The following is a 26,039-nucleotide window of genomic DNA, read 5'->3' on the forward strand; positions in this document are numbered from 1 at the left end:
CACAGGCAGGTGGGCTGGAACACCACCATGCAGATAGAATGCTGAGACCCGTCGAAATTGGCCACTCCATCTTGAATCAGTCTCAATGTCTGGGAGGCACTCTGAAGTGTGTAATGAACTAGGCCCGATTAAACCGCCAACGCCGCGATACGAAGTGGTTTTGCAGACCGGCTTGCGCGTTCCAATGCGGGACGGCGTTGAGCTCGCCACGGACCTGTATCGGCCTATTGGTTACACTGGGGAACTCGGGTCAATCCTTATCCGAACTCCATACGGTAAGACGCCCTATCGCTGTCCGGTTGAGCCTCGCCACAAAGTGGCAAGAATGTTTGCTGGACAAGGGTTCGCTGTACTTGTGCAGGAGCGTCGTGGCGTCTTCGATTCCGGCGGCGTATACGCTAGGGAACATATAGGGGACGACGGTTATGACACGCTGTCCTGGATTTCGCAGCAGCCATGGTCGAATGGACGCGTGGGCACATATGGGTGCTCGGCGCTTGGTATCGCGCAGGTTTTGCTGGCGCAGTTGTGCCATCCAGCCCACCGATGCGCAATTGCGCAGGGATCGGGCGGCGCGAACGGCTCTGCCGGAGGGCGATATCGCAACGGGGATCTCCGTCTCGGCGGTGCGGTGGAGGTTGCCGCGTTTGTCCCCTGGTTCCACCAAACCGCAGCGAAGGACCGGTCCCGAGTGCAACCGAAAAGCGATGAGGAGTATCAGCGGGCTTTCGCGTCGCTGCCGCTCGTCAACATGCTTAAGAGCCTTGGGGGACCGCCGACTGACTGGGAGGACTGGGTCTCGCGTGACCCAGGCGATCCCTGGGGGGATCGGAATGGGATGCTTAGCGAGGACTCGACCATCGACGTCCCAGCCCTGTTCGTGAACTCGTGGTACGACGTGGGGGCTGCCGACGCGCTTCACCAGCAGCGCGTTTTTAGTGCTCGCGGATTGAGCCCGGCGGCACGCGATCACCAACATATCATTCTGTCGCCAGCCACGCATTGTGGCACCGAGAGTCTCAAAGCCCCGACGGTTATCGGCGAGCGCGAGCTGGGCGACGCGCGCCTGGATTGCTGGCAGATCTACCTGGACTGGTTCGACTGCTGGCTGAACGACAAGCCCGACCGGATCGAGGGAATGCCCCGCGTCCAGTACTACGTGATGGGTCGCAACGAGTGGCGTGCCGCGTCAGAATGGCCCCCTCTTGGTGTGGAACTGCAGCACTGGTTCCTCCGCAGCGGCGGGAATGCCGCGACCCGTCTAGGCGACGGGACTCTTGATGTAGAGCCTCCGAGTGCCGACGAGCCGGCTGACACGTTTACCTACGACCCTGGGGATCCGGCGCCGTTCTTGGGGATGGACGGCGGGAAGTCAAGTGGAACTACTATAGGACCCCGCGATTACCAGGACGTCCAGCTTCGTCCAGACGTCCTCTGCTTCACTTCACCGCCCCTCACAGAGGGCATGGAGGTTACCGGATTTGTCCGGGCGGTCCTCTTCGTCTCTTCTTCGGCCCCGGACACGGACTTCGTGGCCAGACTGTTGGACGTACATCCCGATGGCCGTGCGATTGACGTGGTGGACGGGATACTGCGCGTCCGCTATCGCGAGGGCTTTGATCGGGCTGTTTTCATGGAACCGAGCGTTATATGCAAAATCGAGATTGATCTCGACGCCACAAGTAATTGGTTTCCGGCCGGCCATCAAATTCGCCTGGAAATCACTAGTTCGGCCTTCCCGCGGTTCGACCGCAACCTGAATACGGGAGGTAACAACTGGGACGAAACTGAATGGGTAGTGGCTCGGAACACGATTCATCACTGCGAGCAGTTCCCCTCCCACGTACTGCTTCCTGTGATGACAGCGATGGGGTCCCATGCCGGCAAGGCGAATTTGAACAGCTTGCCGCCTGGCTAGCCTACCTCCACTATTTCAAACAAACGGTGATAACAAGCTGCGATCGGTCGGGGAGCCCGTCGCTTCTCACATCAAGCAGCTTGCCCCATCGGCCCGCGTCAATCAGCATGGAATGGGGGTCCATGGATCGGCACATAATGGCGGTGAGACTCACAATTGATGTTTTGCACAGCGGCGTAGGCGCGCTGTCACATTGATTTAAGCAATAGGGAAATTGGGGTGGCAACGCGCCATCATTGAGTGCCGGACCTGCTAGAGAAGCACGGTTGAGTTTCTTTTCAAACAACTTAGCAACGGCACAGAGTTCATCGTTGTACTGTGAATGCGACGAACACACCACCGTGCAGATAGAATGCTGAGACCCGTCGAAATTGGCCACTCCATCTTGAATCAGTCTCAATGTCTGGGAGGCACTCTGAAGTGTGTAATGAACTAGGCCCGATTAAACCGCCAACGCCGCGATACGAAGTGGTTTTGCAGACCGGCTTGCGCGTTCCAATGCGGGACGGCGTTGAGCTCGCCACGGACCTGTATCGGCCTATTGGTTACACTGGGGAACTCGGGTCAATCCTTATCCGAACTCAATACGGTAAGACGCCCTATCGCTGTCCGGTTGAGCCTCGCCACAAAGTGGCAAGAATGTTTGCTGGACAAGGCTTCGCCGTACTTGTGCAGGAGCTTCGTGGAGTCTTCGATTCCGGCGGCGTATTCACCCTCATGGAGAATGAAAGGGACGACGGTTATGACACGCTGTCCTGGATTTCGCAGCAGCCATGGTCGAATGGACGCGTGGGCACATATGGGTGCTCGGCGCTTGGTATCGCGCAGGTTTTGCTGGCGCAGTTGTGCCATCCAGCCCACCGATGCGCAATTGCGCAGGGATCGGGCGGCGCGAACGGCTCTGCCGGAGGGCGATATCGCAACGGGGATCTCCGTCTCGGCGGTGCGGTGGAGGTTGCCGCGTTTGTCCCCTGGTTCCACCAAACCGCAGCGAAGGACCGGTCCCGAGTGCAACCGAAAAGCGATGAGGAGTATCAGCGGGCTTTCGCGTCGCTGCCGCTCGTCAACATGCTTAAGAGCCTTGGGGGACCGCCGACTGACTGGGAGGACTGGGTCTCGCGTGACCCAGGCGATCCCTGGGGGGATCGGAATGGGATGCTTAGCGAGGACTCGACCATCGACGTCCCAGCCCTGTTCGTGAACTCGTGGTACGACGTGGGGGCTGCCGACGCGCTTCACCAGCAGCGCGTTTTTAGTGCTCGCGGATTGAGCCCGGCGGCACGCGATCACCAACATATCATTCTGTCGCCAGCCACGCATTGTGGCACCGAGAGTCTCAAAGCCCCGACGGTTATCGGCGAGCGCGAGCTGGGCGACGCGCGCCTGGATTGCTGGCAGATCTACCTGGACTGGTTCGACTGCTGGCTGAACGACAAGCCCGACCGGATCGAGGGAATGCCCCGCGTCCAGTACTACGTGATGGGTCGCAACGAGTGGCGTGCCGCGTCAGAATGGCCCCCTCTTGGTGTGGAACTGCAGCACTGGTTCCTCCGCAGCGGCGGGAATGCCGCGACCCGTCTAGGCGACGGGACTCTTGATGTAGAGCCTCCGAGTGCCGACGAGCCGGCTGACACGTTTACCTACGACCCTGGGGATCCGGCGCCGTTCTTGGGGATGGACGGCGGGAAGTCAAGTGGAACTACTATAGGACCCCGCGATTACCAGGACGTCCAGCTTCGTCCAGACGTCCTCTGCTTCACTTCACCGCCCCTCACAGAGGGCATGGAGGTTACCGGATTTGTCCGGGCGGTCCTCTTCGTCTCTTCTTCGGCCCCGGACACGGACTTCGTGGCCAGACTGTTGGACGTACATCCCGATGGCCGTGCGATTGACGTGGTGGACGGGATACTGCGCGTCCGCTATCGCGAGGGCTTTGATCGGGCTGTTTTCATGGAACCGAGCGTTATATGCAAAATCGAGATTGATCTCGACGCCACAAGTAATTGGTTTCCGGCCGGCCATCAAATTCGCCTGGAAATCACTAGTTCGGCCTTCCCGCGGTTCGACCGCAACCTGAATACGGGAGGTAACAACTGGGACGAAACTGAATGGGTAGTGGCTCGGAACACGATTCATCACTGCGAGCAGTTCCCCTCCCACGTACTGCTTCCTGTGATGACAGCGATGGGGTCCCATGCCGGCAAGGCGAATTTGAACAGCATCGCTAGGTGTTTAGATTGTGGTATTCGGCTTTGCCCCCCGCCTTGAACGGGTTGTTTTGAAGTGCTGCGCTTCGAGATGATGACAAAACGTGGTCTGTGTGAACAGCCACAAGCATCAGGAAAGGAAGCGCAGCATGAAAAATTATGCCGGACTGGACGTCTCCGTGAAAGAGACCACCGTTTGCATCGTGAGAAGGGCGCCGAATTTGCCGAGAGATGAAGGTTGCTAGTCATCCGGACGATCTTGCTGACGCATTGAAGAACCCCGCATGGAATCTCGCCCGGATCAGGCTTGAAGCCGGCCCCTTATCCCAATGGTTGGTCTGGCGGCAGCCGGACTACGTGACCTGTATCGAGCCCCGTCATTCCAAGGCGTTCTCAAGGCACAGGTCAACAAGACCGACCGCAACCATGCTCGCGGCATCGCGCAGATATGCGGGTTAACCTGTTCCGGCCCGTGCATGTCAAGAGTAAGCGGTATTCTCGGGCCACGGCCTTGAGCTCGAGCTTGTTGATGTAGACCCAAGGCAGGAGATCGTCGATCTGGCTGTTGGGGTGGCCGTTGACGATCCTGGTGAGGACATCGGCGAGATAAGCCGAGCGGTTCGACACCATTGAGCTTGCAGGTTTCGATCAGCGAGGCGATGACTGCCCAGTGTTCGGCGCCGCCGTCAGAGCCTGCGAAGAGCGCGTTCTTGCGGTTGAGCGCGAAGACTGATTCATTATGCACCCCCTCTTCAAATGGCGGGAAACAGCGATTTCTGATTATCGTCGTTGATGATACGCGGAGATTTGCGCGCCAAATCGGCCTTGATCCGTTCATCTTCAAGGTCGCTGGCGCGGATCTGGTAGGGCGCGCCGCGCATGACCTGCTCGGCTGGTAATATGCCGTCCCTGACGAACCGGCGGATTTTGACGTGCGACACGCCAAGCTTCGCGGCCGCGTCCGACATGGTAAGCCACTCGCCGTTCTTGTCGGAAGACCGATAGCCGCTGATCTTGTGCACCGTGCGCAGGGATTGGACGCGTCGCGCCGTCCAGGTCTTTCCCTGACCCGTCTTCATGCCCATGCGGTTGAGTGTGGCGGCGATTTCGGCATCCGACCATCGCGTTGCCATGGATCGCATGACCGCCAGAGCCTCCTCAGGCGTACTCTGGCCATGCTCTCCGGATTTGGACTTGCGAACCCTTACCTGGGAATGCTGGCCCCCATGCCAATGGATGGTCAGGATCACATCGCGCGCGTCGTCATCGACGTCCGCCACAATGTCCTTGATGAGCGCGCGCAGCAGTTGCTGACGGAACCGCATATCGACACCCGGCGCATTCCAGGCGGCTTCGAGATCCTGGGCGAGGCCGGTGAAGTCAGGGATCGCGTCGACAGGCTCCATACGCTGGACTTCACTGAGCCGGGCCTCGCAGGTCTCCACGCGCCTGAGCCTAGCTTCCCAGTTCCTCTCGAGCTGGGCCGCTATAAGCCGGTTCTCCGGGTCGCAGGCGGCGTAGCGGCGCTCGGCGAGCGATGCCTCATAGCGTGCCTGCTGCAGGTCCATCTCGATCATCTGCCGCCGCCTGGCTTCGCTCTCCAGCTGCATCTGTTCAGCCTCCAACGCCGCCTCGATCGCCATCGGCGCAACCGCCTCCAAGGCTTCGCGGGCCACCGCCGCATCGGTGCGAAAGCCGTTGAACGACATGCATCGCGCCTGCGCCATCATGGTGTTCTCGCAACGATAGACCGGGTAACCTTGGCCACGTCCGGCATACGTGACAACCAGTCTTCGCCCGCATCGACCACAGGAGAGAAGACCCGGGAGCAACGCGCGACCGCCGCGGCCCGACTTGACGCCGCCGGCTTTGCCATAGGCGTTGGCGGCGAGAAGTTCCTGGTTCCGTTCGTACTCGCTCCATCCGATATAGCCTTCGTGATGCTCCTTGAGCACCACCGCCCAATCGCTGGCCGGCTTGTAATGACCATAGCTCTTGCGGACGCGGCCATCCACGATCTCGGTGCGCTTCTCGCTCTTACCATAGACATAAGCGCCGGCGTAGAACGGGTTCTTCAGGACGGAGATCACGTTGCGGTAGCGGACCGGAACCCAGGCGAAGGACACCATCTTCTTGCCGTCGGAGGGTCTGGGGAAATGCACGCCATCGTCGATCATCGAGATCAGGACCTGGCGGGCACTGCCGAGTTCGCGGAAACGCGCGAATATCAGGCGAATGGTCTCCTGCAGGCGTATATCGGGATCGAACCCGAGACCGTAATCCCGGTGCCAGACGTAGCCGAAGGGCACAGAGATGCGCAGTTCGCCGCGCTGTGCCTTGGCGCGGTCAGCTTCGTACATGCGAGCACGCAGCACCCCGAGTTCGAACTCGCTTATGCTCCCCTTCATGCCGAGCAGCAGGCGATCGTTCGGCAGTCCCGGATCGTAGACTCCGTCCAGATCGATCACCCGTGCATCGACTTCGCCGCACAACTCGAGCAGCCGATGCCAGTCCGGTCCGTTGCGAGACAGGCGGGACGCCTCCAGGCAAAGCACAGCGCCCACATGACCGGTGCACAGATCGTCGACCAGGCGTTCGAAACCGGGACGTTCCACAGCTCCACTTGCGGTGCGTCCCAAGTCCTCGTCGATCACCTCAACCTTGCGGAATCCCCAGCGCCGCGCGACGTCGACCAGCTCATATTGCCGACGCTGGCTCTCAAGATTGAGCTGCACTTGCGCCTGCGTGGACTGACGTACATAGACAACGGCCTTGCGCTTGAGGATGGTGGCCGGAATCAGATTACGGCTCGTCATCGCGGCTCTCCTCCGTCACGATACCGGCGGCGGCCATCAGCACATTGGCGAGCCGGGCGATCACGATCGTTCGTTGCGCTGCGCTCAGCCCGACTAGCTTGTGCGAGTCGAGCGCATGCTGAGCTGGCGAACGATCACGAGAGATCGTGTCGGTGGCGGCAAGGTTCTCATTTTGAGTCTCCCCGATGATGAAACCATCCGGAGAGCCTCGCCGGAAACGGCGCTGGATCAAGAGCTTGTTCAGTTCAAGCAGTGCAGCAAGCGACGCGCGCGGGGAGCCCAGATCCATTGCTGCGCACGGGACTTCGACCTCCTGCCCAACATGGGCAGAATGACCCCGAGATTGCGATCGGACGGATCGAGCGTTCGACGGTGTTGCTGTCGATCTCGATGCGGCCGTCGTCAAGGAAGTGCGAGAGGCCTTCCCAGCGTGAGAGCGTGTAGCGGATTGCCTCTGCGAGCTTGGTCTTCTGACTGATCAGGCCGAGCTTCTCACGCAGCCAGGGTTCGAGATCGGCGACGATGGCGCGGCTTTTGTCCTGACGCATCGCGCGGCGCTCGTTGGCCGATCGGCCACGGATGTCATCCTCGATCTTGTAGAGTTCGGCGATCCGTCTCAGCGCGTCACTGGCGATCGGCGCGGGACCGGCTGCTGCCAGTTCATAAAAGCGCCGACGGACATGCGCCCAGCAGAAGGCGAGCGTGACGCCGCTTTTGTCGGCCAGCACGCGATAGCCGCCATAGCCGTCGACCTGCAAGATTCCGGTGAAGCCTGCGAGATGAGCGATCGGACGCTCGGCCTTTCGGTCCGGCGCATAGACATAGGCGACGCCCGGCGGGTCGCTCCCCTCCCATCGTCGGTCATCGCGGGCATAGGCCCAGAGTTGACCTGTCTTAGTCTTGCCGCGGCCGGGATCGAGCACCGGCGCGGTCGTCTCGTCGGCGAAGAGTTTTGCCGAGGACTTCAGCTTGCCAAGCAGCCGCTCATGCACCGGACGCAGGTGCCAGGCGGCGCGGCCGACCCAGTCGGCGAGCGTAGAGCGATCGAGATTGATACCCTGCCGGGCGTAGATTTGCGCCTGACGATAGAGCGGAAGGTGATCGGCATATTTTGAGACCAGCACCTGGGCGACCGTTGCCTCGGTCGGAAGACCACCCTCGATCAGCCGGGCCGGCGCCGGAAGCCTGAACCACGACGTCCTCGCAGGCGCGGCAGGCATATTTGGGCCGGCGCACGACGATTACACGCAGCTGCGCCGGAACGATGTCGAGCCGCTCGCTCACGTCCTCGCCGATCCGATGCAAGCCATTGCGGCAGCATGGGCAGGCATGGTCCTCGATGTCGACGACCATCTCCACGCGCGGCAGATGGGGTGGCAGCGCGCCCCGGTTGGCCCGGCGCCTCGTGGCCTTTGCTTGCCGCTCGGCGGGAGCAGATTGCTCCTTCTCTTCCTCACCGGCGGCCTCGATCTGCTCCGCCTCTTCGAGCCCCAGCAGCAATTGATCCTCGGGGAGCGTCTCGGCACGCCGGCCGAAGCGGTGACGCTGCAATTCCTTGATGATCTGAATCAGACGGGCATTCTCGACGTCGTGCGCCAGGACCATCGCCTTCAGCGCGTCCGGATCGTCGGGAAGCTGGTCAGCCGTCATCGCCATGAACGGATCAGACCATATTCGCCGACAGCCCGCGACAGCGGAATCTAGGCTGATTCACTTCGTCGCGGGTCAGCCCGCCTGGGCTGGCACGCGGGTCCGGCGCGCCTCATGGACTCGCCGCCAGTCGAGACCTTCGAGTAGCGCCGAGAGCTGCGCGGCCGTCAGCCGCATCATGCCGTCATGCACTTTCGGCCAGCGGAACTCCCCATCCTCCAAACGCTTAGCAGGCAAACCCCGGTGCCATCCCAGAAGATCAGCTTGATCCGGTCAGTCCGCTTCGCCCGGAAGACGTAGACGGCCCCGCTGAACGGATCGGCCCCCATTGTCTCTCGCACCAGCGCCGCCAATCCCTCCGCACCCTTGCGGAAGTCGACGGGCTTCGTCGCCACCATGACCTTGACCGCACCCGTCGGCCCGATCACGACGTCGCCTTCAGCGCGCGGATCACTGCGGCCACCGTCTTGGTATCGGCGCCCCGGCCGACGCGCATCGCGATGCCGTCGATCTCAAGCTCGATCATGCCGGCATCTCGGGTGGCTTGCCGTTTCCGCTGCTTCGGTGAACGGCTGGCTGCAGGTTCCGCCGCCGCCACAACCGCCGGCACAAAGGCAGGAGAATCTTGCTGCACCGAAGCGGCCTGTTTGCGCGCTTCGCGGCGCCAGGCGAAGACCTGCTGCGGCCTGAGACCATAACGGCGGGCGACCTCGGAAATGATCGCATTCGGCTCCAGCGTCTCTGCGATGATCCGCGCCTTGTCATCCACCGACCAGTGACGCCGACCGCCGGCACCGTTGATCACCTCGAAACGCCGAAGCTGCCGCTCCGGGTCAAGCGTAAGGTCAAGTCCAGACACAAGCCGATCTCCGATCCCAATACAGGATCGGCAACCTCACAGATCGCGACCACTCCCGAAAGGTGGTCCGGAAACACCGCTCTGATGTCCGCTGTCAAGGTTTGGAACGCATGAGGTCGCCCGATCCGAGGAACGGCTGCTCATTCTGATGATCGCGCATGGGTGGGGAGGCGGAACTGAAGGACGTCGGTGATCAAGCTCTGATGCGCGGGTTGGCTACCGCATTCCCGATTGTGCGTCCGGGGCTGTTCCTATCTTACTGCGGGCGTCGGTCGATTTGCCGGCCACAAAGCGTCTGACGGGCATTCCCCTGCCGTGGTCCCGCCTCCGCCCATGCGCGATATGTGCGCCATCGCGGCGAGCGATCAGGTGACGCGCGCCTCCCTTGCGACTGCCCACATAAAGCCGACCAGTTCACGGGCGATCGCGGTGCAGACGACCGTTGTCCGTTTGCCCCGAGCGCTCAGCATGCGGTAGCGGGCTGTCAGGCGGGACTGCGCCTTCCAGGCGATCTCACGCACCTTCGGTGACGCCTGCTCCAACCGGTATAGCTTCGCCTTCCCGACCTTGGGCGGATGTCGATAGGTCCAGGCGCTCTCGACCAACATGTGGCGAACCCGACCGTTGCCTGCCTTTGTGATGCCGCCGCGCCGGACTGTCTCCCCGGTTGAGCGCTCGCCGGGGACCCGACCGAGATATCCCATGAGCTGGCGTGGGCTTTCGAACCGGCTGGCGTCGCCGACTTCGGTGACGAACGTCACGGCGACAATTAGGTCTACCCCACGCAATGTCTGAAGCGCCCACACGATCGGTGCCAGCGACCAGGCCGGGACGAACTCTTCGATCACACGCTCCAGCCGCTCGACCCGCTCTTTCGAGACGCGCACCGCCTCGACCATCTCCTGGAGTGCGATCTGATGCGCGGGATGATCGAACCTTGTTCCTGAAGCCAGCGTAGATAGCGCATCGTCCAGCTCTTCTTTCGCGGATAGCTACGGCCGTGCTTGAGCATGAATGCGCTCACCTGCTGGCGATGGACCCGCAGCGTCTCGACCGCGCCCGCCCGCGCGCGAACAAGATCCCGTATGGACTCGTGCCCTTCATCGGGAACCCACACCGCGGTCAGCTCGCCGGCGCGCAATAGTCGGGCAAGGGAAATGGCGTCTCGACGGTTCGTCTTCACCCGATCGCCGGGCTTCCTTGGTATCAATGATGGTGCAACCACGGTGCACTCGTGCCCGAGCGACCGGATCAGGCGATAAAGGCCGTACCCGGTCGGCCCAGCCTCATAGCAGAAATGCACGTAATCAAAGCGGCTGGCGATCCGGCCTATGACCCGCCGCATGCTGGTCGCCGACGCGTCGACCTCACCGAAGAACCGAACCTCTCCTTCCCGGCCTGCCTCCGCAATCGCAATAGCGTTCTTAAGCTTCGCAACATCGATTCCGACAAATGCTTCTCTATAATCCGCCACGGCTCGTCCTCCTGTGGTGAGGATCGGCTCGGCCCGTCCGAGCAACCCTCGGACGCGCAGTGTAGGGCGAGCCACCTCATCGGCAGAGGCGGACATACGGTCTTACTGTCAAGACGCTGACGACCCAGAATCGCCGGGCGCTGCTGACGGCCCTCAAGTCGCTTCAGGAAAAGGCCATCGCCATCGAGAACGACATCCGTGGCCTGTTTCGTAACTTCGGTCTCAAAGTTGGCATTGTCGACGGCCGGCAAATTCGCGGATCGCATCCGGGACCCTTCCGGTGACATTCCGGAACTCGAGACATCATGGAGACGTTGCTCACCGCCCGTCGGAAACTTTGCGAGCAGTTCACGGTGCTACACGAAAGACTGTTGTCGATCGTGAGGGGTGACACGGTTTGCAGGCGGTTGATGACCGTGCTGGGCGTCGGCCCTATCGTTGCACTGGGTTTCAACGCCACGGTCGATATTCCTGCCCCCTTCAGGAATTCGAAGGACGTGGGGCCGTATCTCGGTTTGACGCCGCGGTTACATCAATCAGGCTAGGATAATCGCGTCGGCAGGTCAGCCTAGGAAGCTTGAATGGGATTGACTTCAACACGCCGAATAGACAAGTCCAGGCATTTGGTGGAGCGGATTGAGAGTGAAGCGCTCGGGCTGGGAAGCCCATGCCTTGCAGATGAACTCGTAGGGTGAGACCTTTGAGGGCCTTCAGCCTGCGGCCGAAATTTGTAGGCCGCAACAAAGTCGGCAAGATGCCGACGCAGTTGGTCATGATCGTCGTAGTGGAAACGCTTGCCCGTCGCGTCCTTGATGGTGCGGTTCATTCGCTCGACCTAGCCGGTGGTCCAAGTATGCTTTGGCTTCGTGGTTCGAAGCACAGCGCGACGATGCGGCCCCCGAACGTGCTTGCGGGCTTCCTGGCGCCGCGACGAGCGCTTGCAGGCGCTGACGGTCGCTGGCCAAAACGGTGAAGGGGGATGCTATTGCGCATGCATCTAACTCGCACGCCAAACCGCAAAACGGAATCCCGAAATCGGACTCTTTTGATCCGATCAATCCACTATGAGACGCCGATTCCGAAATAGCGGGTGTGGGCGACATTGAGGATGCGATTGATCAAGCTTACGAAGCTGTGTCCGCCGGCCGTTGCAGCTGTGCCATAACTGGAGTGTATACCAAGGGCCGGCACCGAGTTCATCTCTAGGACAAACGGTTGGCCTGAGCGATCGATCCGGAAATCGACGCGGGCATAGTCCCGGCAGTGGCAGGCACGGAAGGTCGCAACCGAAATATCCCGTAACATCGTCTCAAGCCCGCTCTCGATTTTCGCCGGGCAAATCTTGGGCACCGCTGCGGCCGCCACGTACTTCGCATCCCAATTCATAACACGCGTTTCGCGGTCACCGAAGTCCTGCTCCACTAGAGGCAAAACTTCGGGCTCCCCGTTTCCGAGCAACGCAACGCAGATTTCCCGCCCCTCGATGTATTCCTCCACTAGCGCATCCTGAGCATGCTGCGTGACGATCACTTCGACGGCCTGCCGCAACTTAGAGTGTTCATGTATGATCTGCAATCCGAAGCTGCAGTCCTCCTCCCGCGGCTTCACTACCACTGGGAATCTCAGGTCGCCGGTGTTCTCGGTGCCGCGACGCATCACGCGAAAGTTCGGAGTCGGCACGCCCTGATCGCGGATGAGCATTTTGGTAATGACTTTGTCTCCCGTCAGCCCAATCCCGAAGGGGCTACATCCAGTGTATGGAACACCGGCCATCTCAAGCATGGCAGGAACATGAGTGTAACGCTTTTCGCCCTGAATTCCCTCCGCCAAGTTGAAGACCATTCCCGAGGGGCGACCTTGCGGATCAGGTGGCATGAACCGCTCGAGACTGGCGAGCAGTCCTTTATCGCCTTCACACACTACCGTCTCGTGGCCGCCCTCTTGAAGTGCCGCCACCACATCTTCCAACGTGCCGCTATGCGGCCAAGGCTGCGGCGGCTGCGGACAAGGCTGACCGAACCGGTTAATCACACCGTTGAAATCACTGTTCGTTACGATGGCTACTCGCATGAGCTATCTCCTTTGACGTTTGTCTGCTGTCACGAAACCAATGAAAACTGGATGGAGGCCAACCGCTATATCAACATTGACGACCTGCACGAGTACAAGAGGCTCGAAGCACCATGGCTGACCCTTTTCACAACCCCCTCCACAAACATAGGTCCACCACCCGGTTCCCTCTCCGGTTCCCGACCCTTTCCGCTGGCGGTGCTCTTTTTGCCCAAGTAGCTCGAAAGACGGCGAGTTGGGTTGCGGTACCATCAATAAAGCCTTATGCAGGGTTTATGCCAAAACAGATGATAACCGGCGGATGAGAGCGCTCCGACGCGAAATGATCGCTTCAAAAACCGTGCCAACCTCGCAAAATGCACGTCGGCCAGTGCTTTGAGTTTGATATCAAACTTACGGTCATATCAGGTACTAAACTGGCCCGCACAACCACTATGTCGCAGGCGCGACAAAATCCGACAGAGATCGTATCCCAGGGGACGAGCGGCGACCCATCCGCAGTCTTTTGACGCTCGCCGGTCCCTTACATCGAGCCCTGGCGTCCAGAATTGAAGTTGGGCGAAGGCGATCCGCATAATCGTATGCCCGGCCTGGCCGGCTTCAACGTGCGAGCGCTGCAGCAGTTTCAACAATGATGGCGAGTCGGCATAAATCTTCTTGAGAGGCTGGCGCTTAATCCCGGAACAAACGCGGCAATCAGCACTTCGCCTTGCTCATTTCGATGACGGCCATAGTGTTATTGCGCGCTTCAAAAGCTGGACAGCGATTCCGCTAATTCCCGGACAGCGTTTTCACAAAAGTCCGACAGTTCGTCGAGGTTGGTCCTCGGCAGCCTGGTTGCTGTAGGGCTGATTGATTTCGGTGTTCTCGGAGTCGGTCAAGAGGGCCGAGGCTTTTTTCTTCGGATGCTCTCGCCCTGAAGGGCGATGCGGTGTGCATTGTGCACGAGCGGTCGTGTATAGCGTCGGCGACCGTGCTGTCGTTAATAAGGTCGTGCCAGCTTGCCACGGGGACCTGGGCGGTGATCAGGGTGGATTTTCTCTGATAGCGCTCCTCGACGATTTTCGAAGAGGTGGAAGCGCTGCTGATCGGAGAGAGCATGGTTGCCGAAGTCGTCGTGGATGAGCCAAGTGGACACGGGTGAGCTTGTCGATGAGGCGGGGAAAGGAACCATCGATGCGTCGCTCTCGAACAGGATAACAGTGCGGCTTCGGAAAAGTCCGGACAGGCTTTCCGGTAATCTCAATGATGAGATCCGCGCCCGCCGTTCCAAAAAAAGGTTCGGCACGAAGCCCGCATTTTTTGCACTGGGCTTACGGCGTGCTGATCCACTGTTTCGTCATTACTATTCCCGAGCCTTGCAACCGAGCCGGAAGCGTCAGGCGAATGCAGGATTCCTGCGCTCGTAGAGCGTCCCAGCTTGGTCAGCACAACCTGACGATACGCGCCATCTTGGCGGCAAAGGCATTTGACGCAGCTGAATTGTCACGATCAGACGGCAGTTGGATCCTCATTGGATGGCCAGTGTTGCAAAAATCACAGGCTGGAGATCGGACTTGCGCCCTGGTGAATTTCCGCCACCGCATCGGGGTCGGTCTTCAACCCGGCAACTTCGACTTCCCAATTATAATAGAGACCGCGGCCGGGGCTTTGGCGGAGAGGGTCAGTCCTGGCGATGCCTCTCTCGAGCCGGCCTACATTGCAGCTGCCAGGCGGTTGGTTGAGCGCGGAGCCGTCGCGATAACCAGGGACTGCGGCTTCAGTATCTGGTGCCAGGCTGCACTGGCCACGTCTGTCAAACTTCCCGTGGCCATGTCGAGCCTGCTACTGGCGCCCACGCTCCTCCGGCAGCTTCCGGCCGGCGCAAAGCTCGCCGTCTGGCCGCAGACTCAAGACACTGCGGCGAAGAGCTGCTGGGCATGGATTCATCCGCAGGGGCAAGAGTAGCCATCGGCGGCATCGAAGGTAATACGCGGCCGGCTAGTGTTACCGAAATGGAGTCCCCGGGTTGCAGTCTGTGTCGCGACTTCGCGCCGCACATCCCAAGATTGACGCACTCCTATTTGAATGTACATTGTCCCCGATGGTGACGTCAGCAATCCGTCGTAGGACAGGACTGCCCATCTATGACGCCGCGCCCCTTTATCGAATGACATTCGCGTCCGTGGCTTGACCGCTTGGAGGCCGTCAGGTGCTTGAGCGCGGCAGTCTCAAGTTTTAAGGGGTGGCAGCGTGGAATCTGCTCCTCGCGAAAGAAGGAAGCCCCAGGCGACTTTCGATCGTATATGCCGCGGCTAGGACGGAGGTGTCGGAATAGCGCGCGCCGACCAGTTGTAGCCCGACGGGCAGCCCTTGATCATCCAGGCCCGATGGAATCGATGCTGCTGGTTGCTGGGTCAAGTTGAAAGGGTAGGTGAAGGGCGTCCAGTCCACCCACCCCTTGTAACTATCATCCGGCACATTTCGCCCGACGGGGAACGGCGCGATAGGCATCGTCGGTGTGACCAAGAGATCGTAATTTTCGTGGAACTTCGCCATCAGAGCGGAGAGCTCGAACCGCATCGCCTCAGCTTCCTGAAATTCGGTAAGGGTGATCTTCAGCCCGCGTTCGGCACCTTCCAGAAAGCCAGGATCTAGTAATTGTCTTTGCTGTTTGTTCATTCGTGACACAATACGGGCGGCGCCAGCGAACCAGAATGTAGAAAACACCTCCACCGGATCCGCAAATCCCGGATTGACTTCGGCCACCTCGGCCCCAAGAGCTCGAAGCTGGTCGATCGCATTATCGGTAACGTTTTGGATATCTCGCGCCACCTTGACATAGCCGAGGTTCCGACTGTAGCCGATCCGCAGGCCCCTGATGGTGGTCTTTGCTGGATCGGGGTCGAGACCTAGGTACGCCGGACCCGCATAGCCATCGCGAGCGTCCTTTCGTGCAATCACATTCATCATCAGGATCGCATCCGCAACGGTGCGGGTCACCGGCCCCAAATGAGACAGCGTTGTCATGGCGCTAGCTGGCCATTGCGGAACGATGCCGAAGGTTGGCTTGAAGCCGAAGGTCCCCGTGAAGCTCGCCGGTATCCGGATTGATCCCCCGCCGTCGCTACCCTGATGAAGAAAGCCAAGGTTGAGCGCAGCCGCAACTGCCGCCCCTCCCGACGACCCGCCTGGTGTCAGGTCAGGATTCCAGGGATTGCGGGTGATCCCGTAGACCGGGCTGTCTGTTACCCCTTTCCAGCCAAATTCTGGAGTGGTTGTCTTGCCCAGGATAACGCCACCGGTCTCACGGATACGGGCTGGAACAGGGGCGTCTTCAGTCCAGGGTCCCTCGGTGCTGCCGGACAATGAGCCACGTCTTGTCGGCCAGCCTCGTGTCAAGGTGAGGTCTTTGATGGTGGCCGGAATGCCATCTAGTACTCCGGCTGGTTCCCCCTTCATCCATCGACCCTCCGAGGCCCGGGCAGCAGACCTGGCCCCTTCGTGGTCGACGAGGCAAAATGCGTTCAGCGCCGGGTTGTTGGCGTCGATGCGGCTGAGACAGTCATCGACGACTTCAACAGGCGAGAGCTGCCGCCTTCGGTAGAGTTCCAGGCATTCGCACGCCGACAGACCCTCAAGAGATGTTGGCACGGATGAACGAGTTTTCATTTTACGAGGTCCGCTACATTCAAGCCTGGCATAAGACGGCAGTTATTCATTCGTTCTGCGGCCCTTGTCAGACCGATCATCAAGACGTCGGACGGGATCCCAACGTGTTCTCTACGAGCTTGATCCAGTACGATGTTCCATAAGGAATCGCCTCGTCGTTGAAATTGTAGGCAGGGTGATGCAGGCCGGCGCTGTCACCGTTCCCGCACCAGACGAAAGCACCCGGCCGCGCCTGCGCCAGGAAGGAGAAATCTTCCCCCCCCATTACCGGTGGCGTCTCGAGCACATTGTTTTCACCGGCCACGCCCTTGGCCGCGCTTCTCGCAAGGTCGGTCTGCTGGACCTCATTGAAGAGAATTGCGTCGAAGCTCTGAAATTTAATATCTATCTTCGCGCCGGTTATCTGGGCGATGCCGGCGACCACTTCGCCCACCCGCTCCTTCACGAACTTGCGCACCTCCGGCTTTAGCGTCCGCATGGTGCCCACCAACTCCGCTGTTTGCGGAACGACGGGGACTAGTCTCTGCCCGGACTGGAACTGGTGGAACGAAATTCCTGCCGAGTCGACAGGGTCAATGTTCTGAGCCAGGATATGCTGCAGGGCCGTCACAAGCTGAGCGCCGACCAGAATCGGATCGATGCATTCATGAGGCCTTCCAGGGTGCCCCCCTCGCCCTTCAATGCTAATTTCTATGCTATCAGTTGCCGCCATCACTGGACCTTGCCGGATTCCGAAGACACCTACCGGCAAGCCCGGACGATTGTGCATTCCGTAGATGTGCTCGATGCCGAACCGCTCCATCAAACCGTCATCTAGCATGGCAACGGCGCCGGTACCGATCTCCTCGGCAGGTTGGAAGATCATGACCGCCGTTCCAGCGAAATTCCGAGTATCGGCAAGATAGCGCGCGGCACCCAACAGCATCGCGGTGTGGCCGTCATGCCCACACGCATGCATCAAGCCCTTGTTCTTGGACGCATAGGGCAGATCGGTCGCTTCGTTGATCGGCAGCGCATCCATGTCAGCGCGCAATCCGATAACCTTTGGGTTACCGTCGCTCACGACGCCGTTGCCCTTGATGACGCCAACGACGCCGGTTTTGCCGATGCCGGTCGCGACGGCGTCGCAGCCGAATTCGCGCAGGCGCTCGGCGACAAATGCCGAAGTACGGGGGATGTCGAAGCCCAGTTCGGGATGTGCATGGATGTCCCGGCGCCAAGCCACTATCTCGGGGAGAAACTCTGCGACGCTATTGAGAATTGCCACGGGGACTTTCCTTTCTTGCCGGTTGCAGGCGAATTTCACGCTTTGTCCTTGCGAGAGCCGGGAGACCCGTTTCCGCGCTGCCGGGAGCACAGCATCCTCTGTGCGACGTAGGCACCCCAGCTATTCCGCCGACTGAAGCCGCTCCAATTAGCCGGGGACCGACAATCCTGAATTCCGCTCCGCCCAGAATGTAGCAAGTGCCAAAGAGCTTGGTTGCGCGAAGGGCGCCTTGGTCCCGCAGAATATCATCGTTTTTTGGTCATTGGCGCATAACACCTGCAGGCTGAGAGGAGGTGCCCTGGTATATATGCGGGACCATTCAAAATAGGACAGCCGACATTCAGAAGTGCGGGACAACTGCGACCCGCGGAAGGCGCGTGGTGGTTGCCTGGGCGGGCTCTTTTGAAGGCTACTCTTCAGCAATTGGCAGAGCAAACGACGCCTTGATCCGATCCATTACAACGATTGTCTTGAACCCCTTTACTTCAAGATGTTCGTAAAAAAAACGACGGGTAAACGCCTCGTACTCGGCCATGTCCTGAGCAGAGACCGTAATAATAAAATCCGCTTCACCCGTAACGTAGTAAGCGTTCATGATCTCAGGCGTCCGCCGAATTGCCTGCTTGAAACGATCGATGATATCGGCGCGATCGCGCTCGAGAGTGATGGATACCAGCAGGAGCAGGGGCCGACCGACGGCTTCCGGTGAAACTATGGCAACGTCCGCTTCGATGACGCCAGCGTCTCGAAGTCGCTTTAATCTCCGCTGACAAGCGGTAGCCGATAGTCCGGCAAGTTCGCCCAATTCCTCTGTCGTAAGGCGATTGTTGCGCTGCACGACGTTGAGAATCTTCCGGTCAATTCGATCCAGATCCATTCACAATCTCTGCTCATGATGATATCGGCCAATGCCAAGGCCGCCAGTCCGTACGTCCAAAATGTAGCAAGTGCCAAACGCCCTCTCGGCGCTAAAGTCGGTCCAAGTCGCAGAAAATCGGCGTTTCTTTCGCCATCTGCGCACAATACCGGCATAGTATAACTATCTGAGGGGTGCCGCTGAATCGATGGGCGTTGCTGGTGAGCAGTTGCGGGCCAGCGCAAGAACGGCAGATTCGATCGGGTGGGGGCGATCCCCGGTCGAAAAGATCCTACCGATCTCGTTGCTCAGGCGCAGAAAACATGAGTTGCAGCACGCTCGCATCAGTTCGAGGCAAGCGTGTTAGGGAGCGACATCACCAAGGGTGTCGGCGTTGCAGCATAAATCGGAGACCATGAGAGTCAGGCTATGAACCGGCCCCGGCTTTCGGATGCCTTACGGCCCTCGCGCGTCGGCCGCGAGTGAACTATGATCCGCATGGGTGTGGGGCTGGAGGAGAAGGTCGTCGGCTCAGTCAGGCTAACGTCGCTCCAAGCACTGGTAAGAAGCCCTATCCGCGGTCTGAGAATTACCCAAATTGATCTCTCGTGAGGCAGTTGTTGCAGCTGCATTCCGTCGAGACGCTTCAGTGATCCGCGAGAATGGCTCGCGATCTCTGCGTGAATCGCGGTTTGGCGCAGGAATGCGGCGTGGGAGACCGAATGTTAGACCAAAGTCGGCACGAGCACCGTGTAAAATGGGCAGGTCAGCGCAGACCAGTCTGGCGGCATTCTTACCCTTGCCGGAACGATCGCCTGAACAAGGTAGCTCAACCGCCGTCCGCACTCCCAGGAGAGAAAGCCATATGCTTCCCTTGGACATCCTCCGAAAGGAGTTTCCAGCCACAGCAAACGCCATCTACATGGATGTCGCGAACCAGGGCCTCATATCAAGCACAACATTGGCTTCAATCGAGCCTCATTTGAACAATCGGCTGCATGGCCTAAACGACGAAGAAAGAATGCTCGAACACGTCGAGCGTACTCGCGCTAGGTTCGCACAATTTATCAATTCAGATCACGATGAAATTGCAATTACCAAGAATGCATCGGAAGGCATCAACATCATCGCTAATGCGATCGATTGGAGAGATGGAGACAACGTCGTTCTATGCCCAAAATTGGAACACGCAAATAATATCTTGCCATGGATTCAGATCAGAGACCGCTACAATGTCGAGTTGCGAGTCGTAGAGCCGGATAACGGCTCAATTCCCCCTGATGCATTCGTAAAGGCGATTGATTCTCATACCCGCGTTGTTGCCTTGGCGACGGTGACGATGGTTCCGGGGTTTCGGACCGTCATGGAGCAGATATCCGAAGCCTGTAGGCACTACGGTGCATTTCTTTTGGCGGACGCGACGCAATCTGTTGGGATACTCCACACCGACGTCAATCGACTTGGCGTAGACGGTGTAGCAGTGTCCACTGTGAAGGGTTTGATGGGTCTTTATGGATCGGGTTTTTTATATTGCCGTAAAGAATGGGCCGATCGGCTGAGCCCGGCCTATCTTGCGCGCTTCAGCGTAGATTTCGGAAACGCGCCAGAATCAGCTCCGGTACCTAGTTTTGTAAAGTTGCGCTCTGGCGCGCCCCGCTTTGATATCGGGCATTACAACTTCCCTGGCATGTTGGCTGCATATGCATCAATGGGCCAGCTACTTGATATCGGAACCGAGGCGATCGACCAGAGCGTTACCTCACTCGCAAAACGTATGGCCACTGGTCTCTTAGATATCGGGCTTCCGGTCTGCGGCGGGCCACCAGGCGCTCACACTGGAAGTATCGTAGCCGTTGGCGATTCCAGCGATCTTGTTGAAGGGCGCCCAGTCGACGCCCGCATTCGGTCGCTTCACGAGCATTTCACGAAGAACGGGGTAATCGTCTCAATACGCAGAGGCATGCTCCGGTTTTCCCTGCATCTTTACAACACCGCCGATGAAGTCGATCGCGTAATCAATCTGGCCAAGAGCTGGTCGAAGTAAGAGCGACACGGCTAGTTCATGCACACAGGAGAGTACATGTCGACCCAGAGCGCCGAGACTATCGGACTTCTCCAAGATCTTATAAAGATCGAGAGCATCAATCCATCGCTGTCGCCAAAAGGTAGTGGAGAGCAAGGTGTAGCCAAGTTCCTCGAGGGTTTTTGCAAGGAGCGGAAGCTGGCTTACGGGATACAGGAGGTGGCCGATGGTCGCTCGAATTTCCTGACCTGGGTACCTGGGAAAGAACCCGATAGGCGTATTCTATTCATTGCTCATATGGATACCGTTCCTATCGATAGGTGGGAATCAGATCCATTCTCGGGTGAGCAACGGGACGGGCGAATATATGGGCGAGGTAGCTGCGACACAAAAGGCTCACTTGCAGCTATGTTGATTGCGCTTAGCTCACTTGGTGAACGGCAGCCCCGGGCCACGGTTGTTGTGGCAGCCAGCATTGACGAAGAGTACCGCAAACTTGGCGCCCGCGCTATAGCCGATTCCGGTGTCGCTTATGAGGGTGCGGTAGTCGGTGAACCCACCGAATTAGAGCTCGTTGTAGCTCACATGGGTTCTGTCCGCTGGCAAATCGAGGTTCAGGGTGTACCGGCTCATACGTCGAAGCCTCATCTCGGAGTGAACGCGATCACGGGCATGGCCAAGGTGGTATTGGCACTTGATGAGCACCATCGATCCCTTGTGTCTCGGGCGCAGCACCCATTGGTAGGGTCATCACAGCTGACCGTGAGCCTCATCGAAGGAGGTTTGGAACTTACCACTGTACCGCCGGTATGCCGTATCTGGGTCGATCGGCGTCTCATACCCGGGGAGCGGCCGCAGGACGCGTTGGCGGAGGTAGAAAGCATACTGGAAGGCCTTCGCCAGGGCGAAGACAAGATCAATGTTCGGTCATTGCTTCCCGCATTGGAAGACCCGCCTCCAATCAGTTCCGGGTCGAGCAAAATTGCAGCAGTCGCAGGAGCGGCTTGTGCCCACGTCGCGGGGACCGGAGAGCAGAAGGGAGCCACCGGCGGCTCGGATGCAAATCAGCTGTCATTGGCTGGGATCCCGTGTGTGATTATCGGACCCGGGCGTACTGCCCAAGCCCATACGAACAACGAGTTCGTTGAAATCGATCAACTGACCAAGGCTGCTGATTTGTACCAGAGAATCATGCTCACATATTAGGAGTGGCCGGCCTGATGGGGGTGCTCAAACCCCGTCCATTGGGCCGCGGACGCCCCGGATGCTGCATGAGCGTGGCGGCCGCAACGTCCCGATCTTCGCTGGTCTCGTCGGCGCTTCCCACGTAGATCTTGCCGCCCGTGCTTGAAATTCTGTTGCGACAGGCAGAGTGCGTCTTCACCATAGGGAGGGCATGATCTTCCACCGGAGACGCAGAGCCACCGAAAATTTGGCGCTCATATGCGGATAACGTACGGCAAGTGCCTAGGAAATGCAGATTTTCCGCGACAAGAAGAAATCCTCGGGGAAAACAGCCTCTTGTGACGTGATACGAAGAGAAAGTATGCGGACAGGACGAATGCCTGATCCGTTCGAGGAATGCCTGTTTTGAAGGACTCGACGAGATGAAATATGAGAAGCCATTTCCGCCCGAGGAGTTTCGGCGTCGTGTTCATGACGTGAAGCAGCGGATGGAGCGAGCGGGGCTGGACTTGCTGATCTGCCAGGATCCCGCGAATATGTATTGGCTTACCGGCTTTGACGGCTATTCGTTCTACGTGCCTCAGGTGGTCTTAGTGCATCTCCAGTCGGACATGCCCCTCTGGTTCGGACGTTTCGTCGATGTAAATTCCGCTTATATAACGACGGATCTGCCTAGAGAAAATATAAGCTCATTTTCCGATCATAGACTTCAACATCCAGAATTACATCCATTTGACGATCTTTGCGAGCTTATCAATTCGCGCGGCTGGGGATCTGATCGAATCGGTGTCGAGCTTAACGCCCACTTCTATACTGCCCGAGCACATCAACATCTCGTCAAAGGCCTTCCGAATGCAAAATTCTCTGATAGCCGCGAATTAGTCAATTGGGCACGGCTTATAAAATCTGACCTTGAACTAGTCTACATGAGAGAAGCGGGCCACCTTGCAACGCATACGATGCAGACGGCAATCGCTAACCTAAGGCCTGGAGTGCCGCAACATGAGGTCGTCGCGGAGGTGTACCGGGCCCAGACACGAGGGGTGGACGGTAAATATGGCGACTCTAGCGGTCCTCCTCTTATCCAGACTAGCGAACAAACGAACGCTCCGCACCTCAGTTGGACCGAGGAGCCCTTGCCGACCTCTGGCCTGGTTCTCATGGAGTTCGGCGCCACCCGACGCCGCTACTGTGCGCCGCTGTGCCGCACCGTCCACATCGGAAAGCCACCCGCAGAGGTCTCGCGTCTTGCTGAGGTTATAGTGGAAGGCGGGGATGCTGTGCTCGAGATGGCAAAGCCTGGTACCGTCGTTGAGGAGCTTAATGCGGTGTGGCAAGATATCCTCAAGCGGAACGGGTATATCAAGATAGGCCGCTCCGGCTATTCAATCGGACTCAACTTCCCGCCGGAATGGGGCGAACGCACGGTTAGTATTCGCGCGGGCGACAAGACCATCCTACAACCAGGAATGTGCTTCCATTTTCAGTCGGGGGTTAGGCTCGAAGGGTTCGGCGCCGCCATCTCTGAATCATTTATTGTAACCGAAAGGGGCGGTGAGCGATTGGCAGATGTTGATCGCCGCTTGATCGTCGTGGACTAGGTGATTTGGATGTGACCCAAATCGTTTTGCGATCTCACTGGGTCCGTTCGAAGCCGGTTGAAATTTGTTTCTGCGGCGAGCGGATGAACGGATCTAGCTTAAGGACGGCGCTGTCTGAGAGGTGCGGCATGCCCAACCTCTGGGACAGGAGAATCTCGCCTAGCACATGAGTTCTCTGCATCAGCGGAGATTAAGATCCGTAGGCCGAAATGAGCCACCTGTGACGCGAGCGCGGCGTGAACGTTGCCCCATTCTACAAATGCGCGGATGACGCAAGAGGACTTAGCTTTTGAGGAGCATTGAGGACGAGTTTACGCGCGCCTGAAGCGGGCTCTTGCCAACCCTGCGCGCCGGTGGGAACGCGAGTATGGTCCGCCCCGTCCGTGCAACACGTCGCGACATCAGCACACGTTGTTCCCGATAGATGGCTCGGCAGCGAAGCTCGCCTTTTGCCCGGGGCTCGCTTCATCCTTTTCTGCTGTTTCGTGCGACTTCACCACTTCACCAAGTGAATGTCTGGGTTATCGCGGGGACCTCAATTTCGGGACCCCAAGACCTCCTTCCGAATGAAGTCGTCCGCGATGCCATCGTGTCTGAAGCGGTCGCGGTCACCCTGCACAGTGCCGGACGAAAGTAGCCTTGCGGCGAGTTCCGTCTAAGATTCGAGGCGGTTGCGCCTGCGTCAGTGCGCCTGATCGGTGTCGGTCGAGAACTTAATGCCACGAGGCCAGATCGGGAACTCGGGATCGGGAGATCGGCGCTGGAACCAACTACTTTCCGCGCCGCCGGCGACCAGCGCGACCTTCGCTCGCGGTCGCTAAGCCTCCTGGCAAGTGAAGTTGTGAGCCGTGTCCAATTCTACGCGAATTGGCTGCTGTTTGCAGGAATGCAGCTAAAGGGGCATCAACTGCGCTGCCGATCGGCGCTGTGGCAGCAATAACCTAAAGGCATCAGCATACCATTGGAGTCTTAGATGAGGGGTACGTCAATCACGGCATTACGCAGGCTCAAACGGCCAGACCTTTTGCGTGGTGATGCGTATCTGAACGGCGCCTGGCTCTCCAAATCAGATACTCTTGCCGTGTTTGATCCTGCCAGCGGTGACGAGATCGCTCAAGTTGCGGCTTGCGCAGACGCCGACGTTGACGACGCGGTCCATTGCGCAAGAGCAGCGTTCCTCAAGTGGCGCGACATGCTTCCGTTACAGCGTGGTGCATATCTGCGGAAATGGGCGGCAGGCATGCGGGAGAGCGCCGAAGACCTGGCTGTCATCATAACGGCCGAGCAAGGAAAACCGATTGCTGAAGCCCGCGGCGAAGTTTCATACGCTGCCGGCTTTTTAGATTGGTTTGCAGGGGAAGGGGAGCGGGCTTACGGCGAAACGATTCCCAGCCATCTCCCCGCAAGCAGGCTGGCCGTGCATTTGCAGCCGATCGGGGTGACTGTCGCCATTACGCCATGGAACTTCCCAGCGGCAATGATCACCAGAAAGGCTGGAGCTGCACTGGCCGCTGGCTGCACAATGATTGTAAAGCCGGCACCCGAAACGCCACTGTCGGCCCTCGCGCTTGCCCGCCTTGCCGGGGATGCTGGCATTCCGCCCGGCGTGTTTCAGGTGATCACGGGCGAAGCTCCGCCACTTGCCAAACGGCTGTTGTTGCATACCCACGTGCGTGCGTTCTCTTTTACGGGCTCCACCGAGGTCGGCAGAATCCTTCTCGAGCAATCCGCGAAGACAGTGAAGAAAGTCTCGCTCGAACTTGGCGGCAATGCTCCTTTCATCCTTTTCGGCGATGCGCCGATCAACGCTGCGGTCGCCGGTTGCATGGCAGCCAAGTTCGCGACATCCGGTCAGGACTGTCTCGCGGCAAACCGGATTTATGTGCAGCGAGAGATTTACGAGCATTTTACGGAAAAATTTGCCGAGGCCACCAGTAAACTAAAGGTCGGGCACGGATTGGAGCCAGGTGTCGACATCGGTCCGATGACAAAGACGTCTGGTGCTGACAAATGCAGGCACCAGGTTTCTGAGGCTCTAGCAGCCGGGGCTCGAATGGTAGCAGGCGCACAGCACAATTCGCTTGGCGGGAACTTCGTCACGCCGGCCGTGCTTGCTAATGTGACCGATGACATGGTGATTGCGAAGGACGAAACGTTTGGACCTGTCGCTGCAATCCTGCCCTTCGACGACGAACGGGAGGTGGTCGCGCGAGCCAACAATTCCGAGATGGGACTTGCGGCCTACGTCTATACCCAAGATCTCAACCGAGCCATGCGGCTCTCCGACCGGCTCGAATATGGCATGGTTGCCGTGAATACTCCAAAATTTACGGGGCCGGGCATTCCGTTCGGCGGCTGGAAACAATCCGGCCTTGGTCGCGAGGGCTCAAGGCACGGTCTTATCGAATATCTCGAACCCAAATACCTCTGCATCGGCAACATCGCGGCCTGAAAGGAAGCAT

16 protein-coding genes and 6 pseudogenes are annotated in these 26,039 nt (G+C 58.9%); 9 read left to right on the plus strand and 13 right to left on the minus strand.

Annotation, left to right across the window (positions count from 1 at the left end; translation table 11 throughout):
• The first annotated feature begins 184 nt into the window (after nucleotides 1-184).
• From QAZ22_RS06460 to QAZ22_RS06470, 3 genes and pseudogenes are all read left to right on the plus strand, one after another.
• Entirely contained in the window at nucleotides 185-1,918 is a 1,734-nt protein-coding gene (locus tag QAZ22_RS06460) for a CocE/NonD family hydrolase (protein ID WP_244514363.1), read from the plus strand.
• A gap of 498 nt (nucleotides 1,919-2,416) precedes the next feature.
• On the plus strand, nucleotides 2,417-4,186 hold the full coding sequence (locus tag QAZ22_RS06465) for a CocE/NonD family hydrolase (RefSeq protein WP_063169339.1): 1,770 nt from the start codon (nucleotides 2,417-2,419) through the stop codon (nucleotides 4,184-4,186).
• 88 nt (nucleotides 4,187-4,274) lie between these two features.
• A pseudogene (locus tag QAZ22_RS06470) lies at nucleotides 4,275-4,612 on the plus strand (IS110 family transposase); the annotation flags it as partial.
• A gap of 44 nt (nucleotides 4,613-4,656) precedes the next feature.
• Here the strand turns inward: QAZ22_RS06470 and QAZ22_RS06475 are convergent.
• From QAZ22_RS06475 to QAZ22_RS06505, 7 genes and pseudogenes are all read right to left on the minus strand, one after another.
• Nucleotides 4,657-4,849, minus strand: a pseudogene (locus QAZ22_RS06475) (transposase domain-containing protein); the annotation flags it as partial.
• A gap of 28 nt (nucleotides 4,850-4,877) precedes the next feature.
• Nucleotides 4,878-6,941: a recombinase family protein gene (locus QAZ22_RS06480; protein WP_063169338.1), complete on the minus strand. Its 2,064-nt coding sequence runs from the start codon at nucleotides 6,939-6,941 to the stop codon at nucleotides 4,878-4,880.
• Complete coding sequence (locus QAZ22_RS06485) at nucleotides 6,928-7,230, minus strand: hypothetical protein (RefSeq protein WP_063169337.1); 303 nt, start codon at nucleotides 7,228-7,230, stop codon at nucleotides 6,928-6,930. Before QAZ22_RS06485 ends, QAZ22_RS06480 begins: the two co-directional genes overlap by 14 nt.
• 49 nt (nucleotides 7,231-7,279) lie before the next feature.
• Nucleotides 7,280-8,597: pseudogene (locus QAZ22_RS06490) on the minus strand (IS66 family transposase); the annotation flags it as partial.
• Between the two features lie 69 nt (nucleotides 8,598-8,666).
• Nucleotides 8,667-9,019: pseudogene (gene tnpB / locus QAZ22_RS06495) on the minus strand (IS66 family insertion sequence element accessory protein TnpB).
• Nucleotides 9,016-9,396, minus strand: coding sequence for a transposase (locus QAZ22_RS06500; protein WP_199489649.1), 381 nt, complete (start codon nucleotides 9,394-9,396; stop codon nucleotides 9,016-9,018). The pseudogene tnpB and the gene QAZ22_RS06500 overlap by 4 nt, the downstream one beginning before the upstream one ends.
• 419 nt (nucleotides 9,397-9,815) lie before the next feature.
• Nucleotides 9,816-11,020 (minus strand): annotated as a pseudogene (locus QAZ22_RS06505) (IS110 family transposase).
• A gap of 314 nt (nucleotides 11,021-11,334) precedes the next feature.
• Between QAZ22_RS06505 and QAZ22_RS06510 the strand changes: the two are divergent.
• Nucleotides 11,335-11,469 carry an IS110 family transposase gene (locus tag QAZ22_RS06510; protein ID WP_224570036.1) on the plus strand — a complete coding sequence of 45 codons (135 nt, stop codon included), beginning with the start codon at nucleotides 11,335-11,337 and terminating at the stop codon, nucleotides 11,467-11,469.
• A gap of 48 nt (nucleotides 11,470-11,517) precedes the next feature.
• Here QAZ22_RS06510 and QAZ22_RS06515 read toward each other — a convergent pair.
• The 3 genes and pseudogenes from QAZ22_RS06515 to QAZ22_RS06525 form a co-directional block, all read right to left on the minus strand.
• Nucleotides 11,518-11,798 (minus strand): annotated as a pseudogene (locus QAZ22_RS06515) (integrase core domain-containing protein); the annotation flags it as partial.
• A gap of 188 nt (nucleotides 11,799-11,986) precedes the next feature.
• Nucleotides 11,987-12,994, minus strand: coding sequence for an ATP-grasp domain-containing protein (locus QAZ22_RS06520; RefSeq protein ID WP_063169333.1), 1,008 nt, complete (start codon nucleotides 12,992-12,994; stop codon nucleotides 11,987-11,989).
• Between the two features lie 771 nt (nucleotides 12,995-13,765).
• A complete protein-coding gene (locus tag QAZ22_RS06525) occupies nucleotides 13,766-14,095 on the minus strand; it encodes an ATP-binding protein (RefSeq protein ID WP_272482847.1) in 330 nt (109 codons plus the stop codon).
• Nucleotides 14,096-14,097: 2 nt separating this feature from the next.
• Here QAZ22_RS06525 and QAZ22_RS06530 point away from each other — a divergent pair, with 2 nt between their 5' ends.
• Entirely contained in the window at nucleotides 14,098-14,403 is a 306-nt protein-coding gene (locus QAZ22_RS06530) for a hypothetical protein (RefSeq protein WP_164548505.1), read from the plus strand.
• Between the two features lie 808 nt (nucleotides 14,404-15,211).
• Here QAZ22_RS06530 and QAZ22_RS06535 read toward each other — a convergent pair.
• From QAZ22_RS06535 to QAZ22_RS06545, 3 genes are all read right to left on the minus strand, one after another.
• A complete protein-coding gene (locus QAZ22_RS06535; RefSeq protein ID WP_063169332.1) occupies nucleotides 15,212-16,645 on the minus strand; it encodes an amidase in 1,434 nt (477 codons plus the stop codon).
• A 79-nt stretch (nucleotides 16,646-16,724) separates the two neighbouring features.
• Nucleotides 16,725-17,912 carry a M20 aminoacylase family protein gene (locus QAZ22_RS06540; protein WP_063169331.1) on the minus strand — a complete coding sequence of 396 codons (1,188 nt, stop codon included), beginning with the start codon at nucleotides 17,910-17,912 and terminating at the stop codon, nucleotides 16,725-16,727.
• A gap of 409 nt (nucleotides 17,913-18,321) precedes the next feature.
• Nucleotides 18,322-18,789 carry an Lrp/AsnC family transcriptional regulator gene (locus tag QAZ22_RS06545; RefSeq protein ID WP_063169330.1) on the minus strand — a complete coding sequence of 156 codons (468 nt, stop codon included), beginning with the start codon at nucleotides 18,787-18,789 and terminating at the stop codon, nucleotides 18,322-18,324.
• Nucleotides 18,790-19,633: 844 nt separating this feature from the next.
• Between QAZ22_RS06545 and QAZ22_RS06550 the strand changes: the two genes are divergently transcribed.
• From QAZ22_RS06550 to QAZ22_RS06565, 4 genes are all read left to right on the plus strand, one after another.
• Entirely contained in the window at nucleotides 19,634-20,812 is a 1,179-nt protein-coding gene (locus QAZ22_RS06550; RefSeq protein WP_063169329.1) for an aminotransferase class V-fold PLP-dependent enzyme, read from the plus strand.
• Nucleotides 20,813-20,848: 36 nt separating this feature from the next.
• Nucleotides 20,849-21,997: a M20 family metallopeptidase gene (locus tag QAZ22_RS06555; protein ID WP_063169328.1), complete on the plus strand. Its 1,149-nt coding sequence runs from the start codon at nucleotides 20,849-20,851 to the stop codon at nucleotides 21,995-21,997.
• A gap of 401 nt (nucleotides 21,998-22,398) precedes the next feature.
• Nucleotides 22,399-23,577, plus strand: a complete 1,179-nt coding sequence (locus QAZ22_RS06560) for a Xaa-Pro peptidase family protein (RefSeq protein WP_063169327.1) — start codon at nucleotides 22,399-22,401, stop codon at nucleotides 23,575-23,577.
• A gap of 973 nt (nucleotides 23,578-24,550) precedes the next feature.
• Nucleotides 24,551-26,029 carry an NAD-dependent succinate-semialdehyde dehydrogenase gene (locus QAZ22_RS06565; protein WP_063169326.1) on the plus strand — a complete coding sequence of 493 codons (1,479 nt, stop codon included), beginning with the start codon at nucleotides 24,551-24,553 and terminating at the stop codon, nucleotides 26,027-26,029.
• The last annotated feature ends 10 nt before the right edge of the window (nucleotides 26,030-26,039 follow it).

This window comes from Mesorhizobium sp. WSM4906 (genome assembly GCF_029674625.1).
GTDB lineage: Bacteria > Pseudomonadota > Alphaproteobacteria > Rhizobiales > Rhizobiaceae > Mesorhizobium.